We start from the raw sequence: 17,581 nt of genomic DNA, 5'->3' as shown, positions 1-17,581 counted from the left end.
GTACAACAGCAAAAGATAATCAAAGGGATTCCATAAAGATAAATCGCGTCTGAGTTTAGGAGCGAGATTAATGGTGGGGACGGTGCTTTCCTTCATAATTTCTATCTCTGGCTATTTACCCGGTGATGGTTTATTAAGTAGTTAGGTGTTAACTGTCAAACACCCCCCTTATCAAGGGGGGATTAAGGGGGGATCAAACCCCCTCAAGGTAGGGTTGATTCATGAATCAACCCTACTATGAATCAACCCTAGGGATTAAGGGGGGAGCCATCTTCAATTTAAATATAACCAGCTAAGTGAACTACTCTCAACAGAGTTGAGAGCTTCCTATTTCACGGGGGATTGCCTCAAGACGGACTTACGCCCAACTTTTGGTCTTACATCCCCTCTATAGGCAGTATCGCTAGTTCCTAACGACAATATCCGTAAGGCTTCATTTTTGATGTTTATCGCCGCATTTATATCACGATCATGGGTTGTTTTGCAATGCTCACAAGTCCATGTTCTAACATCAAGTGGTAAACTCGCTACTTGATTTAGACAGACATTACAAGTTTTAGAACTAGGGAAAAACCTATCAACTTCGATATAAGTTTTTCCTTCCCATTCTGCCTTGTATTTAAGCATTGTACAAAACATTCCCCAACCACAATCACTAATAGCCTTAGCTAAATTATGATTGCGTACCATGCCTTTAACATTGAGATTTTCTACCGCAATAACTTGGTTTTCGTTAACTATCTTACGGGATAGCTTGTGGAGAAAATCCTCACGACATCTTGAGATTTTAGAGTGAACTTTAGCTACTTTACGTCTAGCTTTTTGACGGTTGTTACTTCCCTTCTTTTTACGGGATAACTTTTGTTGTTTACGCTTTAAATTACGTTGATGTTTAGCTAAATGTCTAGGATTCTCATACTTACTACCATTGCTGGTAATGGCAAAATGAGTAAGTCCTAAATCAATTCCTATGCCTTTGCCATCCTTTGATGTCTCAGGCAACTCCAATTCGTCATCAACTAAAATAGAAGCGTAGTATTTACCGTCTGGAGTTTTTGAGATAGTAACGGTTTTAATTGTTCCTTCAAATTCCCGATGACGCACACAATAAACTAATCCAACTTTACCCGGTAATTTGAGGTAGTCACCTTCAAACTTGACATTAGCTGGATAGCTAATTGATTGCCTACCATGTTTGGACTTGAATCTTGGTAATCTAGCCCGTTTTTCAAAGAAATTTTGATAAGCTTGCGATAAGTTCAAAGCAACAACCTGTAAGCACTGAGAATAAGCATCTGTCAACCACTCATATTCTTTTTTGAGACTAGGCAATAGTCCCTGAATATAGTTTCGTGTTAGCCCTTTTCCTGTGGTTTTATAGGTTTCTTGGCATAAATTCAAGGAATAGTTCCAAAACCAGCGACAACAGCCGAAGCCTTTAGCTAAGGCTATTTCTTGCTCGGTATTGGGTTTTATTGTGAATTTATATGCTTTGTACATGGCTGTTATCAAGAATCTATATTTATGATAACACAACTTTATAGAATTGTCTATATGCTGGTCAGCATTCATCCCATCGCTAAAAGCGAGGGACTTCTGCTGACACTAAGTTAAATCAACTTCTGAAAGACAAAAAGGGCAAAAAATCAGATTTATAGCGATACAATAGCTATTTTTTGACCAAAAAGGTCATTTATTGGCTGTTACTGCCTTTTATCTTCCCGCATCCCTGTTTTAAACCCCATGAATCCCAACTGGGCGATCGAGATTAATTTTTTGGCCTGCTTATTCGATAAAATAGGAAATTAGGCCATCTAATCAAATCTGTATCCTTAAGGCTATGACAATTATTTCTCGATCGATCCCCCAATCACCCACTAAATCATCGTCTATCGGCGGCTGGCGCGGTTTGATCGAAGAATATCGCCAATTTCTGCCCGTAAGCAGTAAAACCCCTGTAATTACCCTCCTAGAAGGCAATACACCCCTGATCCCCGCCCCCTATCTCTCAGCACAAATCGGGCGCGATGTCAAGGTTTTTGTCAAATATGATGGTTTAAATCCCACCGGCAGCTTTAAAGACCGGGGCATGACCATGGCCATCTCGAAAGCTAAAGAAGAAGGGGCAAAAGCGGTGATTTGTGCCAGTACCGGGAACACCTCGGCGGCGGCGGCAGCCTATGCAAGAAGAGCCGGGATGCGGGCCTTTGTGATTATCCCCGACGGTTATGTGGCCTTAGGAAAATTAGCCCAGGCTTTATTGTACGGAGCCGAAGTCATCGCTATTAATGGCAACTTCGATGATGCCCTCAAGATTGTCCGCCAACTATCAGAAAATTATCCCGTAACTTTAGTCAATTCCGTCAATCCCTACCGTTTAGAGGGTCAAAAAACCGCCGCTTTCGAGATTGTCGATGTCTTGGGTAATGCCCCCGACTGGTTATGTATTCCCGTGGGTAATGCGGGCAATATTAGCGCCTATTGGATGGGATTCTGTCAGTATCACCAGATAGGCAAATGTGACCGACTGCCGAAGATGATGGGTTTTCAGGCCTCTGGGGCTGCCCCTTTTATCTCCAAACAACCGGTTGACCATCCCGAAACCCTGGCCACGGCTATCCGTATCGGCAACCCCGCTAACTGGGAAAAAGCCTGGGCCGCTAGTCACGCTAGTCAAGGGCAATTTCACGCGGTCAGCGATGAGGAGATATTGGCAGCCTATCGGATTTTAGGGGGCCAAGAGGGGGTTTTCTGTGAACCAGCCAGCGCCGCTTCTGTGGCAGGATTATTAAAAGTGCATCAACAGGTTCCCGATGGGGCCACCGTAGTGTGTGTTTTAACGGGCAATGGCTTAAAAGACCCAGATTCGGCGGTAAAACACAGCAATAATCAACTAAAATCTGGGATTGCGCCCGAATTAACCCAAGTGGCTCAAATTATGGGCTTTTAAGCTAACGTTAATTCGGGTTAAGCAGTGCTTCTATAAAACTCCCTTAGAACTGGGAATTATACCAGCGCGACGGGGATCGATCGCTATGGCCATACTCATCGCCCGGGCAAAAGCTTTAAAAGTAGCCTCAATAAGATGATGGGAATTAATCCCGTCTAATTGGCGAATATGTAGGGTCATTTGACTGTGATTGACCAAAGCAACAAAAAATTCCCGCACTAGCTGAGTATCGTAGGTTCCCACTCTTTGGGTGGGAATTTCTAGACCATAACTGAGGTGGGGACGACCGGAAAAATCGAGGGCAACCTGCACTAAAGCTTCATCGAGAGGGGCGACAAAATGCCCGAAACGGACGATCCCTTTTTTGTCCCCCAAAGCTTGCAGTAAAGCTTGTCCAAGGGTGATTCCCACGTCTTCATTGGTGTGATGGTCATCAATTTCTAGATCTCCGGTGGCGCGCACATCGAGATCGATCGCAGCGTGGGAGGCGATTTGCTGCAACATATGATCAAGAAAGGGAATTCCTGTCTGGGCGCGACAATTGCCGCTACCATCAAGATCGATCGTCACCTGTACATCGGTTTCTTTGGTAGTACGACTAACGGAGGCGCGACGGCAAGGTGAGACAAAAGAATCGGGTATCTGGGAAGTGGAAATCATTTAAGTAGGGTTTGCGGCAAAAAGTTTGTTGGTGGGGTTAGGAGTCAGGAGTCAGGAGTCAGTAGCCGGGAGTTTTTTTCAGTAATCAGTAAACCTAAAACTCACATCTGATAACTCACATCTGATAACTGATAACTGATAACTGAAAAGGCCTAACTTTCTGGTTCAGTTTTAGCTTCCGCCGGCGGACCGGGGGGCAAAGCTTCCTCGCTCAGGGGTTGAGGATTTTGGCTAGTGGGGGGACTAGCGGGGGAACCCTCCGGCTGATTAAGAGCGGGGGTTTGGGGAGGAGCTTCTGGGGCTTTTTCTTCGATTATCGCTTCTTTGGGCGGTTCTGGCTGGGTTTGGGGTGGATTTGGACCTGTGGTTTCGGGCTGCTTGACGTTATCCGGTTGGGGGCTAACGGCGGGTTGCGGGGTTTGATTGGGACGAAGCGGGGTTTCAATTGCCGGCGTTACGGGGGGGGAGTTACGGGTATTGAGGTTACTACCCTCCGGTTTTGGGGGATTAGCGATCGCACCTCGGCACACTTCCGGGTTAGGGGCAAAACTGACTTGCACACGATAGCTTCTCGACTCACCACTGGGATTTTTTAAACTAATTGATCTCACTTCCCTAGCTGCCTGTTGATTGAAAATCGGGAAGCCAGCACTTTTAATTAACTGGGGTTCAGTGCTGAGGCGGCCTTGACCATCCACCGTCACCCCATAAACCGCCGTCCCCGCTAATTGACGGGAACAAGCCTCTGCGGGATAACTACCGGTCAAATTGACGGTAGTTATGCCTCCGCTGCCCTGATTGGGCTGATTTAGTTCATTTAAGGCATTGGGATTAGTTTTTTGGACTCTGGCCAGCCAATCCACCAGATTTCTCCTGGCCTCATCGTTACTGGTATTGCTTTTATCCGCCTCTAGGGAGCGCAAACGTTCCCGCATTTCCCACATTAATTGTTGACGACGCTGTTCATCGAGGGGCGATTGACCATTCGGCTCCGACGTGCGGGCCAAGGAATTGTTTAATTGTTGCTGCGCCTGTTGCGATGCACTAAGGGGCGAATTTCGCAATCTATCTAAAGTTAGATTATCTTGGTAGGGATCGAAGTAAGGCTGGAGCTGCTGGTTATTAGTCTCCCTCGGCAGATTGTTATTCTCTCGCAGGGTGGGAACAGAAGAAGGACCGGGTAAACTGGGGGTAGAAGTGGGAAAATTGCGAGGAATCGGTAATCTACCCGGGGAGCGGATAGATGCCACGGGAGGAGAATAGATATTGACGGAGGGCAAAGAGGAGAGGGGAGGTAAAGCAGGTAAGGAAGGTAAAGGGGGAAGGGAAGAAACCGAGGGTAAAGGAGGTAACGTGCTGTTATGGATACCATCCATGGGGGGGAGAGGAGGCAAAGAGGAAGAAGACAAATTGGGGTTAGGCAGTTCCGGTAAGCTGGACAGGGAGGAGTCGAGACTGGGAAGACGTGACTGCTCTAGAGGGTTCAATTCAATCAGATTGACGTTGCGTAAATCCTTTTTTGGCTCCTGCGCTGGATTATTGAGGAAATTAGGTAAGATAATCGCTAAAATTAGGGCATGAATACCAAGAGAAGCGGCGAACGAGAGATTATTAGAGTTAATTAGTTTATTTTCTTCGGTTTCTAGACCAAAATAGGAGGATGTCATAATGCTAGTTAATTGAGCAGAGCCTTGAGGGGAAAAGTTAACTCTATTTTAATCGTCAGGGCGATTTTTTTTCTTGAGGGCGGGGAATTAATTGGTGTCAGTACCCCACCACCCCACACCCCACACCCCACACCCTGCCACCACCGAAAAACTTTTTCAGCCAACCCTACTTAGACTGCGATCGAGCCACAGCTTTTAATTTGGGATACAATTCCGAAGGGTCTAACAAAGGGATAAACTCATCGATTGCCGGTTTAAAATTAGCCGGAAAATTCTCCCTAGTTCCAGGACCGTTAGGCGATTTAGGCACTGATTCTAATTCAGGGAATTTGGGCGTTTCCGGGGTTAACTGCGAGAATAATTCCTCCACATTACTCATCCCTTTGCGAGGATCATTAAAAAGAGAAGTTTCTAAGTTGAGTAAAGAATCTTTACTCGTGGCTACTGTGCCATTATTATCGGTTTTTCCCGCTTCTGGCTCTGGACAGGGCTGCTCAAGGGTGGGAGAAGGTATATTGATCTGTTCCCGTTTAGGGATAACTGCTGGTTTTTTGCCATCTAACTGGGAATCTAGCAAGTTTTTACAAACCAAGCGCTCGAATTCCCCCGTAAAATGAAAGGTAGGATGGCCGCGACGGTGCCAAATTTTGAGGATTTCCTCCACCGAAATGACTTTGTAACGTCCCTGATAGAGTGCCTCTAAAATCGCCATGCGAATCCAATTTAGCGAATAGATGGGCAACCAGCGCTCGATTAATTCTTGCGCTTTATATCCTCTCATTTCAAATCGATATTGGTTGAGTATAGTCGCTATCTGCATGAGGTTGATCTCTGGGCTAATCTCTGCCATAGAATTTACAAAAACAGTGAGCGCAATCGTTACGGCTACTAGGCACTCTATATATTAAGATTCTATTCAGGTTTTTCCTAGTGGTTTTTCCCTATTCTCCCCACACTTAACCCATTCGGCACATCTTCGCTCAAGGTCAGTTGACTCCCTACGTTCGGGTTCGCTTTCGGTGGCAATTTTTCCCCCGCTAACTCCTGCGCAGTTTAACGGCAGTCCTCTGGCGACCTTAAGATAGTTTTTGTTTTTCCCTTGACTATGGTGGCCAAGCATACACCTATTTGCTACCACAATCTGAGTAATTTGTCAATAAAAAAGCAAAATTTCCTCAATAAACCCAGAGGAGATAGAACTACAGCACTACCCTGACAGCCTAGAACCTTACCGTTGACTGACCACCCGATCGAGGTTTTCTGAGTCTCCAGAAATTTTTTGTTAAAATTTGCAACATAACTTAACAATGTGTTACACTTCTTAACATAATCATCCAAAAGGAGCCTCCCCATGACTGCCCGCGGCTACACCACCGAAGAACAAGGAAGACTGAATAATTTTGCTGTTGAACCGAAAATGTACGTTGATAGTTCTAGCAGTCTCGGTTTTACCAAAAACGCTGAAAAATTGAATGGCAGACTAGCCATGATTGGCTTTGTCTCTCTTTTAGCCATTGAATTGTTAACTGGTAAAGGAATTATTGCTTGGATTACCAGTCTCTAAGAATTAACAATCCCGTAGCGCTGTTCGGGGAGTTCAGTCCCCGTCCAGACGGGGTGGTTTAGATACCATAAATGCCCTCAAAAACAGCTTTAGCAGGACCTGTCATGTAAACCCGGTTATCGGTTTGGGACCAGTGAATCTGAAGACAACCACCGGGCAGTTCCACGGTACAGATGCGATCGCATTTGCCCGTCAACAGGGCTGCCACCACCACAGCACAAGCACCGGTACCGCAAGCGAGAGTAATTCCCGCGCCTCTTTCCCAGACACGCATCTTCATATAATCCGGTGCGACTACTTCCACAAACTCCACATTAGTCCGTTGGGGAAAAACCGGGTGATGCTCGAATTTTGGCCCGATAGTTTCTAGGGGAATAGAGGCCAGATCATCGACAAAAGTGACACAGTGGGGATTACCCATACTAACGCAAGTAATTAACCAATCTTTGCCCTCCACCTCTAGGGGAACCGCGAGGACTTTTTCTGACCCCTTGACCAAAGTGGTGGGGATTTCACTGCCGAGGAGTTGCGGCGGTCCCATATCAACCGTTACCTGTTCATTGGCTTCTAAACGGGGAATTATCGTTCCTGCTAGAGTATGAATGCGATAGGTGCGGCCAATGACGTTGTTAGCCTCTAAACGGGCGATAAATTGGGCTAGACAGCGAATACCGTTACCACACATTTCCGGTTCCGAACCATCAGAGTTGAAAATTCTCATGGTGTAGTCGGTTGCTGCTTGGCCGGGAAGCGCAAAAATCACGCCATCGGCACCGATGCCAAAATGTCGATCGCACATAGCCACGGCCATTTCCGCTGTGATCAGGGGTTCGGGACTGTGACGGTTATCTATCAAAATAAAATCATTGCCCAGGCCTTGATATTTGGTAAAGGGGATTTTCATGGTCAATAAAAGCTGCTCAACAGGAATAATAGAGGATGAACACCTCATCGATAAACTCATTATGTCTCAATTTGATCCTGGTCTGCCGAGTATTAAACAAGTACAGAGCTATATTCAAGAGAAACGGGAAGTAGAAATTAAGTTAAGCACCGATGATCTCCTCGTTGGTCGCATCCTTTGGCAAGATGTTAACTGTCTATACCTGGTCGATCACTACGATAAACCCACTTTAATTTGGCAACAGTCTCTAGTTTATTTAAGACCTAAAGCCTAGGGGGAAATTGGCGATATTTGGCCGTGGGATGCGTCCCAGACGCATCAAAAATTCAGTGTCAAGGAGATAGCTTTTGAGTAAATGTAACGTCAGTTTGGGTTAAGGAGATTTGGCCATAAATTTTAGCAAATAATTAGGTGGGATGGCGAGGATAGCATCAGAATTTCAGTTGCTGGAAAATTTGGGTTAAATTGCCGAATAAAGAAAGTCAGAGAGTCGGGCATAGCGATCGCCATTCAACTTCAGATATAGATTGCCGCTCAGAGGAAAAAGAATCAGCAGATTGTCTGCTAACAATTTGGGACACTGCTGTACATAACCTGTTATACTCTTGAGCAAAACGACTCCACCGCCATTGTTATGCTGGAAAATCAGGTCATGGCAGATGCCGCCTCTAATGAGCAGATACCTACTTTAGAATTATCGATCGTCATGCCCTGTCTCAACGAGGCGGAAACCCTGGCCACCTGTATCGGCAAAGCGCGAGATTATCTGGAACGACAGAAAATTGCGGGAGAGGTGCTAATCGCCGATAATGGCAGTAGCGATGGTTCCCAAGAAATTGCCACTAATTCAGGGGCGCGGGTGGTTCCTATCCCAGAAAGGGGTTATGGTAGCGCCCTGCGGGGGGTATAGCGGCGGCCAAAGGTCAATACATTATTATGGGGGATGCCGATGATAGCTATGACTTTACCAATCTCTCGCCTTTCCTAGAAAAATTGCGACAGGGTTATGATTTGGTGATGGGCAATCGTTTTCAGGGGGGAATTAAACCAAGGGCGATGCCAGTATTGCATAAGTATCTGGGCAATCCTGTCTTGACTTGGTTAGGACGGTTATTTTTTGGCAGCCCCTGTGGTGATTTTCACTGTGGATTGCGCGGGTTTAGTAAACAGGCGATCGAACAATTGAACCTACGCACCACTGGCATGGAATTCGCCAGCGAGATGGTGGTGAAAGCATCCCTCTACGGTCTGAAAATTACCGAAGTACCAACCACTTTATCCCCTGACGGCCGCAGTCGTCCCCCCACCTAAAAACTTGGCGGGATGGCCGGCGACATCTCCGATTTCTCTTAATGTATAGTCCTCGCTGGTTGTTTCTCTACCCCGGACTGGCTTTAATGTTTCTGGGATTTGTGGCGACGATTTGGTTTATGACCCAACCCAGAGTTCACACCCTTCTCTATTCAGCCACAGCTTTGATTATTGGCTTTCAAATCGTCAGTTTTGCCATCTTTACGAAAGCTTTTGCTATCAGCGAAGGTTTATTACCGGAAGACCGCAAGTTAAAGCGATTTTTCCGTTATCTTAATTTGGAGGTGGGACTGATCATTGGCGTAATTTTATTTTTGCTAGGTATGGGCGGTTCACTGTATGCTTTATACATTTGGAATGCTCGACTTTATGGAGCCTTAGATCCAGCCGTGACCATGCGGATTGTCATTCCTTCCGTAACCGCCCTGGCTTTGGGAGTACAGGTGATTTTTTCTAGTTTCTTTTTAAGTGTTTTGGGATTGAAACGAAGATAAAAATAATTGTAACTGATTGTTATCGGCTTTATTGCTTCTAAACTTATATGTTACCCTTCAACTTTCGTATACTCAAAAATACCAAGAAATAGACAATCATCCTAGTTATGGTATCCGTATTAAACAGGGTAAGCTCATCTAATTTAGCAGTTATAGCAGGAGCCGAAGGTTGGAAAGACATGGAAAATTATGGACTCAGTAAGCAGTCTTGGTTATCTGAGTTTTTAGAATTACCTAATGGCATTCCTTCTGATGATACTTTTCGGCGGGTTTTTGAACGGATTAACCCGGAAGCTTTGACCAAAGTTTTGTCTCAATGGCTGCCCCATTTAATCGGTTCTCTTTCGGGGGAAATAGTTCCCATAGATGGGAAAAGTCTCAGAGGTTCTTACGACCGTAATCAAGGAATTAAAGCCTGGCATTTAGTGACGGCTTGGGCGGGGGAGCAGAAATTAGTTTTAGGACAAGTCAAGGTGGAAGATAAATCCAATGAGATTACTGCTATTCCCGCTTTATTAGAACTATTAGACCTTCAAGGGGCAATTATCACCCTTGATGCTATGGGAACTCAAACGGCGATTATTAATCATATTCAAGCCAAAAAAGCTGACTACGTTGTCGCCCTTAAAGCTAATCATCCGACTCTTTATACTCAGGTCAAAAACTGGTTTGAGCAAGCTCAAGCACATCAATTTGATGGTATTCAATTTAGTTATGATTACCGTCTGGAAAAAGGTCATCATCGCCTCGAAAAACGTTGGTGTTGGGCTGTACCCTTAGAAGCTTTCGGCGGTCTTTATCAACAAGCTCAATGGCGAGGACTTCAAAGTATTATCATGGTTAAACGAGTTCGTCATCCTGGTCATAAAACCACTTGTGAAGTCCAATTTTATCTCAGTTCTCTCCCTGCTGATGCTCAAAAAATAGGTAATGCTATTCGTAAACATTGGGGCATTGAAAATCAGGCTCATTGGATTTTAGATGTTACTTTTAATGAAGATAAATGTCGGATTCGCTCCGGTCACAGCCCTCGTAATTTTGCATTCTTGAGACGAGTAGCACTTAACGATCTTAACCAAGAATCGACTTACCGACGTAGTCTGGCACAAAAAAGTCAACGGGCGGCCATGGATAATAACTATATGATGGCTGTGCTGAAAGCCTTTTGTCAAGCCTAATTGAGATGCTCTTACCCTGGGTGATTCTGGCAAGAGCATTTGTTCGCTTGACTCGCTGTTCTTACTCATTATACTATAACAGTCCTTGGGCTATCAATTTTTCGAGATACCCAACTATGTAAACAAATATATTATGAATCAAGGCATTGACTATTTTAATCGTGGACATTGGTTAACAGGGATTCAAGAACGCTTAAGTGTAGAAGCTCGCCGTAAGATGTTTGATTTAGCTATGAACAAACTCGATTTACGGGCAGGAGAAAGTATTATTGATATTGGTTCTACTCCAGATGTGGAGAGGATAGACAGTAACTGTATGATTCCCTGGTTTCATGAAGCAGGGTTAACTGTCGCCCTCTCTTCCCCAGAAGACATTTCTTCCCTGAGCCAAGTGTTTCCTTTTGCCAAAATTTTAAGCCCCAATGGATTTCATCGCCCAATTCTTGCTAAGGAGTGTGAGTTTGATGTAGCCACCTCTAGCGCAGTTTTAGAACATTGTGGTTCGACTCATTTACAGGTTGAACATATTCGAGAGTGTGCCAGAGTTGCTAGTAAAATATTCTTAACTACACCCAATCGTTGGCATTGGCTAGAATTTCATACTAAACTTCCCCTAATCCATTGGTTACCTAAATCTTGGCATCGGTTTCTATTAAATATAGTCGGGTTATCCTTCTGGGCTAAGGAAGATAATTTAAACCTACTGGGTAGAGCCGAATTATTAAACTTAGCTAAACAAGCTTTAGGAGACAATTTCAGTATTAGAGTCGAAACCATCTGGGCGCTGGGAATGCCTTCCAATTTAGTATTATTAGCTAGACGTATTAATGACTAATACAGGGTAAGCGCATCTTAACAATCCTTGACAAAATGAACTTTATGTGAGTTGCTTACCCAGAGGTACATTCAGGCATATTTGAGGAGAATTTGCCATCTCAATTGTTAAGCAAAAATCGACCCAATGTTAAGATTTCGTAACTATTCTGATTGACTGGTATCACTTGAAATGCCCACACAGCAAGCAGATCACAAAAGTGGCTAATTATCAATAGCGTTTGAGATGCGCTCACCTTGGTATTAAATGTAAAATACTTGGATAAAACGTCAAGGTAGTTATGCAGACAAAGAACTCGTATTTTTTAGATTTAACTCCTCTAAGAGAATTGATGCTTTCCAGAACCTTCTGGTTCAGTCTCAGCATCGTATTCTCTATTTTGTACAGTATCTTATTCTTACAAATCGCTTTCGGTAGCGAGTACAGTATTCAGGATGACGCACGCCTTAGTATTGTTGACTTCCAGGAAAGAATAGGGCTGACTGGCTAAGGTAAAATTAGGGTTTCGGCTTATCCCGAACTCAGGTTAGTTATGACATGGCAATTCTACAAAACCGCCTAATTTGATAGCTTTTTACTATCCTCCGCTGCTGCTGCTTCTAGGCTGGTAATTGCGTTTTCTGTCGTCAAAATAGGAGGAACATCACTTAAACTAGCAGTTTGATAAACCTGTTCATTTCTAGCAAATAAATTGCTCATATCTTGAGAATAATTAGAAGAGATCGATAGCAAAGCTCCGGCAAAAATATAGAGAGGTAAAGGCAAAATAAACCCCTTCGCCCACTGATAAAATTCCACCAACAAAAATAACAAAACACAACCCACAACCCAAACTTTCATCGCACTTTTTCCCTATTTTTACGAGAAAAGGTGAGCAAAAAGCCCACCCTTTATTTAACTAATTCCAGTGAGAAGTTATTCAATCACGGGAGCGATTAACTCGCGTCTTTCCCCCGAAATAACTTTCACCTTACCTTCCTCATCGATATCGACCATGGCCGTATCCCCATCAGAAACCCGTCCGGAGAGAATTTCCTCAGCCAGAACATCTTCCAATAGACGCATAATCGCACGACGTAAGGGACGAGCGCCGTAGGCCGGATTATAACCCTCCTCGATCAAGCGTTCTTTAAACTTATCAGTAACAGACAAAGTAATATTTTGTTCTGTCAGACGTTTAAACACATCCTTGAGCAGGATTTCGGCGATTTCCTTGACTTCTTCCTTATTGAGTTGACGGAAGACAATAATCTCATCGAGACGGTTGAGGAATTCAGGGCGGAAATACTGTTTTAATTCCTCATTAACCAGCGATCGAATGCGATTATACTGGGCCTCGGCTTGATTATCAGCAAACTCGAAACCTAAACCACCGCCACCCTTCTCGATGACTTTAGAACCGATGTTCGAGGTCATGATCAACAGGGTATTTTTAAAGTCCACCGTGCGACCTTTGGCATCGGTCAAACGTCCATCTTCAAGGATTTGCAGAAGCATATTGAAGACATCGGGGTGAGCTTTTTCGATTTCGTCGAATAGCACCACCGTATAAGGACGACGACGCACCGCTTCCGTTAATTGTCCCCCTTCGTTGTAACCAACGTAACCCGGAGGTGAACCGATTAACTTAGAAACCGTGTGCCGTTCCATGTATTCCGACATATCGAGACGGATCATCGCATCTTCGGAACCAAAGAAATAAGCGGCCAGAGCTTTAGTTAACTCGGTTTTACCTACCCCCGTCGGACCGGAGAAGATAAAGGAAGCAATGGGACGGTTGGGATTTTTCAGACCGACGCGAGCGCGACGAATGGCGCGGGACACCGCTTTAACTGCGTCCTCTTGACCGATGAGACGCTGATGCAGGGTATCTTCCATGTGCAGCAGTTTCTCGGATTCGGTTTCGGTCAGTTTGTTGACGGGAACCCCAGTCCAAGAAGCGACGATGTGAGCGATTTCCTCGGCATCCACAAAGGGTTCATCGTTGCCATCTTCGCCTTTTTTGGTAGAAGCGAGATTCCGGATCTGGGTTTTGATTTCCATTTCCCGATCGCGCAATTCCCCAGCTTTCTCGAAGTCTTGACCGCGCACCGCGTCATCTTTTTGTTTGAGAATTTGCCGCAGTTCCTTGTCTAATTCCTTGGCTGCCGGTGGCAATTGGGAATTAATCAAGCGCACTCTCGAACCAGCTTCATCGATTAAATCGATCGCCTTGTCCGGTAAAAAGCGATCGCTAATGTAGCGATCGGACAATTTCGCCGCCGCTTCTAGCGCTTCGTCTAAGATTTTTAATTTATGGTGCTGTTCGTAGCGTTCCCGGAGACCGTAGAGAATTTCGATCGTTTCTTCTACGGAGGGTTCACCGACCATAACCGGTTGAAAACGTCTTTCTAGAGCCGCATCCCGTTCGATATGTTTGCGGTACTCATCCAAGGTCGTCGCCCCGATACATTGCAGTTCTCCCCGGGCCAAAGCCGGTTTGAGAATATTGGCCGCATCGATCGCCCCTTCGGCTGCCCCGGCACCGATGAGAGTATGAACTTCATCGATAACAAGGACGACGTTACCCGCTTGGCGAATTTCGTCCATGATTTTTTTGAGGCGCTCCTCAAATTCGCCGCGATACTTGGTTCCCGCCACTAACAAGCCGATATCGAGGGTGACAACCCGTTTTTCTTCGAGAATGTCGGGAATATCCTTGTTAGCGATGCGTTGGGCCAATCCTTCTGCGATCGCTGTTTTACCGACCCCCGGTTCCCCGATTAGGACTGGGTTATTTTTGGTACGACGACCGAGAATTTGGATAACGCGCTCGATTTCCTTTTGTCGGCCGACCACGGGATCGAGTTTACCCTCGCTGGCCATTTGGGTGAGATTGGAACCGAATTCGTCAAGAGTGGGGGTTTTAGTGCGACCTTGGGAAGATGAACCAGCGGCCACTTCGGCGGTTTCCCCTAACATTCTGATCACCTGGGTGCGAACTTTCGAGAGATCCACGCCGAGATTTTCCAGAACCCTAGCGGCCACACCTTCCCCTTCGCGAATTAGTCCTAAAAGGAGGTGTTCTGTGCCAATATAGTTATGGCCCAGTTGACGGGCTTCTTCGAGGGAGAGTTCTAAAACTCGTTTGGCTCTGGGGGTGAAGGGAATTTCCACGGCTACGAATCCGGAACCGCGACCGATGATTTTCTCCACCTCCACGCGCGCATCTTTGAGATTGACACCCATGGACTTGAGGACTTTGGCGGCAACTCCCGTTCCCTCTCCAATTAGTCCTAGTAAAATCTGCTCTGTTCCCACGAAGTTATGGCCGAGGCGGCGGGCTTCTTCTTGGGCGAGCATGATTACTTTAATGGCTTTTTCCGTAAATCTTTCAAACATAGCCTATCCATCACCTACACAAGCGACCCTAGATATGCTGATTTTAGCACGGCTTTTTAGTTTAGCTGTCTCTCAGTGATCAGTTATTGGGGAGCGGCTATTAGTTATAGTGGTTGTAGCTCTGAAGATTTTTTCTGGGGTCAATCGGTCTCAGCTGACTTGCGGAGATGCCCGGAATCTCCCGGATTATGGTTTTGACCCACCGGAAACCTGCCGATAAGTGGTTCACCCTTGCATAATCCCCTAGGGTCGTGGTCATCCCCATCTCTCGATCGCTTGACTATCGATCGCCCATTTTCAGGTCAAAACTCGAAGTATAAGCAGATTAAATATTACTACCTATTGACAAATTAGTATATGTGTTGTAAGACCGGGTGACATACAGAAAGTTGACCCATATCCTTGCTTTGGACAGTGTTGTGCAGAAAGTTTTCGTATAATATGTAGTTAGGCACAATAAAATAAGCTATTTAAATATGTTCGTTAAATAAGTACATGAATATTAATATATCCATCATCGACCAACGCTTAGTATCAGTTAGCAAAGACATTCGTCAAAAAGCTTCTGAAGAACTACGAATCACAGATGAAGGCCGGCTTAAGTCTTTGGCTTTTGTATATCTGTGCGTTAAAACCATTTTAGATTTAGATGGAGATGATGTTTTTGATTGCTTAACAGAAGGAGGTGGTGACTTTGGAGTAGATGCTATACATATCTCAGAAGAATATGACGGTGAATTTACAGTTAGTTTATTTCAGGCAAAATATAAGAACAACCTAGAAGGAAACTCTAACTTTCCTGAAGAAGGTATAAAAAGTTTAATAAACGCAATTAATTACTTATTTAATCCAGCAGCCAAACTAGAACATATTAATCAACGACTGCTTGTGAAAGTGGAAGAAGCTCGTAGCCTAATCCGGGATGGCTATATTCCCCAAGTTCGGACAATAGCTTGCAACAATGGGCTGAAATGGAATTTATCGGCTCAAGAGGCTATTGATCGTGCTGAGTTTGGAGATCAGGTGACATGGGAATATGTTAATCACGAGCGTTTAGTCAAAATTCTTCAAGCTTCTAAACCCGTAAAAGATACTTTGCAGCTAAGTGGCAAAGCTATTGTGGAAGATATGGAGTTTAGCCGAGTACTGTTGGGTAGAATTTCGGTGACAGAAATTGCCACACTTATAGAGCGACATGGAGAACGTTTATTAGAGCGCAATATTCGTCGCTACTTGGGTTTACAAGGAAATCGCGTAAATGAGGGTATCCGTCATACTTTAACTAGCGATGAAAAAAACAATTTTTACTTTTATAATAACGGGGTCACGTTGATTTGTGATAGTTTCTCATACAACGCATTGCAAGATGGCGATTACAAAGTGCGTGTTGAGAATTTACAAATCATTAACGGTGGTCAAACGTGTATGACCATATTTAAAACCTTGCGAGAACCAGATTTAATTCATCAAAATGCCCAAGCTTTTGTTCTTTTAAGACTCTATCAATTGCCTCGTGAAAATGAAGGTTTAGTTCAAAGAATTACCTACGCAACCAATAGCCAAAATCCAGTAGGTCTCAAAGATTTACGTGCTAATGATGAGCGCCAGAAAATATTGGAAAAGGATATTGAGCAATTAGGATTTAACTACAGGACTAAACGTTCCAATACTCCTACTCGCTCTGCTGATATTACTTCAGGAGTAGCTGCTGAGGCAGTATTATCCGTTTGGCGAAGAAAACCTCATCAAGCAAAGTTTTTCTCTCGTGAACATTTTGGGAAACTGTATGATACAATCTTTACTGACCAATTAAATGGAGCGCAAATCGTAATAGCTGTTCAGCTTTACAGAATTGCAGAAAACCGCCGCAAAAGACCTGAGTCTACTGACCCAGATTTTGTCCGCTATGCTTCCTGCTTTATTGCAATGCAGATGGGACAAAAACTTTTGGCTGATATGAAAGTTCAGATGAAAGATATTAGTCATCAAAATTTTCAATCAGCCCAAATGCTTATTGATCAAAATGGGGAGAGTTACTTTAATGCTTCATTACAGGATATTAAACAGGCACTTCAGTATCTTTATGGAGAACAAGAGATTTCCTTGCAGCAGCTATCTGCAACATTTCGACGTGGTGATTTAATAAGTAGACTTCAATGAATCAAATCGGTTCAATAATTCGACTTCTTTTCTTGCAAACTCGCTTAACCTAACTTCACCGTTAGCTGAAATATTGGTGAATTTTCAAAGTTGCCTGTTGCTGTGTGACTTCACAGATTAATATAGTGCGATGCCAAAGGCACTGCGTAGCAGAGCGCAATCTTGTAGGGTGCGTTCCCTAAAACAACTTCTACCGCTTCAGCGATCGATTTTGGGGAACGCACCATGCACATTGATTGAAACTGTGAGTCTAAGTGCGATGCAGCCTTTGTGGTCCCAGTTGGGGAATGTTAGCGAAGATTGCCAATGTTTAGGTTAAAATAGAGGGGCAAAAGTTGCAACGGGGTCAGGACAATGACAGTTAATCAACTCCGCTACAGCAAAGAAGAATTCGCTCGACGTGGTAATGAGATTTATCAATCTCAGGTGCGCCCCCAAGTCGAGGAAGGCAATCATGGGAAGATTGTAGCCATAGAT

At 44.5% G+C, this 17,581-nt stretch carries 12 protein-coding genes and 2 pseudogenes; 7 read left to right on the top strand and 7 right to left on the bottom strand.

Annotated elements, in window-relative coordinates:
- Positions 1-327 precede the first annotated feature (327 nt).
- Entirely contained in the window at positions 328-1,500 is a 1,173-nt protein-coding gene (tnpB, locus tag IM500_RS01810; RefSeq protein WP_002764978.1) for an IS200/IS605 family element RNA-guided endonuclease TnpB, read from the bottom strand.
- A 340-nt stretch (positions 1,501-1,840) separates the two neighbouring features.
- Here tnpB and thrC point away from each other — a divergent pair, with 340 nt between their 5' ends.
- Positions 1,841-2,950, top strand: a complete 1,110-nt coding sequence (gene thrC, locus IM500_RS01805) for a threonine synthase (RefSeq protein WP_002734908.1) — start codon at positions 1,841-1,843, stop codon at positions 2,948-2,950.
- A gap of 30 nt (positions 2,951-2,980) precedes the next feature.
- Here the strand turns inward: thrC and hisB are convergent, their stop codons facing one another.
- From hisB to IM500_RS01790, 3 genes are all read right to left on the bottom strand, one after another.
- The gene (gene hisB, locus IM500_RS01800; protein ID WP_008203540.1) at positions 2,981-3,610 is read right to left on the bottom strand and encodes an imidazoleglycerol-phosphate dehydratase HisB; all 630 of its coding nucleotides are present in this window, start codon (positions 3,608-3,610) and stop codon (positions 2,981-2,983) included.
- A 152-nt stretch (positions 3,611-3,762) separates the two neighbouring features.
- Complete coding sequence (locus IM500_RS01795) at positions 3,763-5,277, bottom strand: energy transducer TonB (protein WP_190721348.1); 1,515 nt, start codon at positions 5,275-5,277, stop codon at positions 3,763-3,765.
- A gap of 166 nt (positions 5,278-5,443) precedes the next feature.
- Positions 5,444-6,127 carry a hypothetical protein gene (locus IM500_RS01790; protein ID WP_287737519.1) on the bottom strand — a complete coding sequence of 228 codons (684 nt, stop codon included), beginning with the start codon at positions 6,125-6,127 and terminating at the stop codon, positions 5,444-5,446.
- Positions 6,128-6,628: 501 nt separating this feature from the next.
- Here IM500_RS01790 and IM500_RS01785 point away from each other — a divergent pair.
- Positions 6,629-6,841, top strand: a complete 213-nt coding sequence (locus tag IM500_RS01785; protein ID WP_002756687.1) for a CAB/ELIP/HLIP family chlorophyll-binding protein — start codon at positions 6,629-6,631, stop codon at positions 6,839-6,841.
- A gap of 58 nt (positions 6,842-6,899) precedes the next feature.
- On the opposite strand, the gene dapF is transcribed toward IM500_RS01785, so the two are convergent.
- Entirely contained in the window at positions 6,900-7,745 is an 846-nt protein-coding gene (dapF, locus tag IM500_RS01780; RefSeq protein ID WP_287737518.1) for a diaminopimelate epimerase, read from the bottom strand.
- A gap of 61 nt (positions 7,746-7,806) precedes the next feature.
- On the opposite strand from dapF, the gene IM500_RS01775 reads away from it, so the two are divergent.
- The 4 genes and pseudogenes from IM500_RS01775 to IM500_RS01750 all read left to right on the top strand — a co-directional run bounded on the left by IM500_RS01775 (position 7,807) and on the right by IM500_RS01750 (position 11,563).
- Positions 7,807-8,019, top strand: a complete 213-nt coding sequence (locus IM500_RS01775; RefSeq protein WP_002756689.1) for an Hfq-related RNA-binding protein — start codon at positions 7,807-7,809, stop codon at positions 8,017-8,019.
- A gap of 360 nt (positions 8,020-8,379) precedes the next feature.
- A pseudogene (locus IM500_RS24395) lies at positions 8,380-9,550 on the top strand (glycosyltransferase family 2 protein).
- A 143-nt stretch (positions 9,551-9,693) separates the two neighbouring features.
- Positions 9,694-10,728: pseudogene (locus IM500_RS01755) on the top strand (ISAs1 family transposase); the annotation flags it as partial.
- A 133-nt stretch (positions 10,729-10,861) separates the two neighbouring features.
- Entirely contained in the window at positions 10,862-11,563 is a 702-nt protein-coding gene (locus IM500_RS01750; protein ID WP_002756702.1) for a hypothetical protein, read from the top strand.
- A 558-nt stretch (positions 11,564-12,121) separates the two neighbouring features.
- Here IM500_RS01750 and IM500_RS01745 read toward each other — a convergent pair.
- Both IM500_RS01745 and IM500_RS01740 read right to left on the bottom strand, forming a co-directional pair.
- On the bottom strand, positions 12,122-12,403 hold the full coding sequence (locus IM500_RS01745) for a hypothetical protein (protein WP_287737513.1): 282 nt from the start codon (positions 12,401-12,403) through the stop codon (positions 12,122-12,124).
- A gap of 75 nt (positions 12,404-12,478) precedes the next feature.
- The gene (locus IM500_RS01740) at positions 12,479-14,944 is read right to left on the bottom strand and encodes an ATP-dependent Clp protease ATP-binding subunit (RefSeq protein ID WP_002732350.1); all 2,466 of its coding nucleotides are present in this window, start codon (positions 14,942-14,944) and stop codon (positions 12,479-12,481) included.
- Positions 14,945-15,439: 495 nt separating this feature from the next.
- On the opposite strand from IM500_RS01740, the gene IM500_RS01735 reads away from it, so the two are divergent.
- Positions 15,440-17,104: an AIPR family protein gene (locus IM500_RS01735; RefSeq protein WP_287737512.1), complete on the top strand. Its 1,665-nt coding sequence runs from the start codon at positions 15,440-15,442 to the stop codon at positions 17,102-17,104.
- Positions 17,105-17,581: the final 477 nt, after the last annotated feature.

Source organism: Microcystis sp. M179S2 (assembly GCF_020245805.1).
GTDB lineage: Bacteria > Cyanobacteriota > Cyanobacteriia > Cyanobacteriales > Microcystaceae > Microcystis > Microcystis aeruginosa.
The sequence above is the reverse complement of the archived record's forward strand: the minus strand, read 5'-3'. Positions and strand labels throughout refer to the sequence as shown.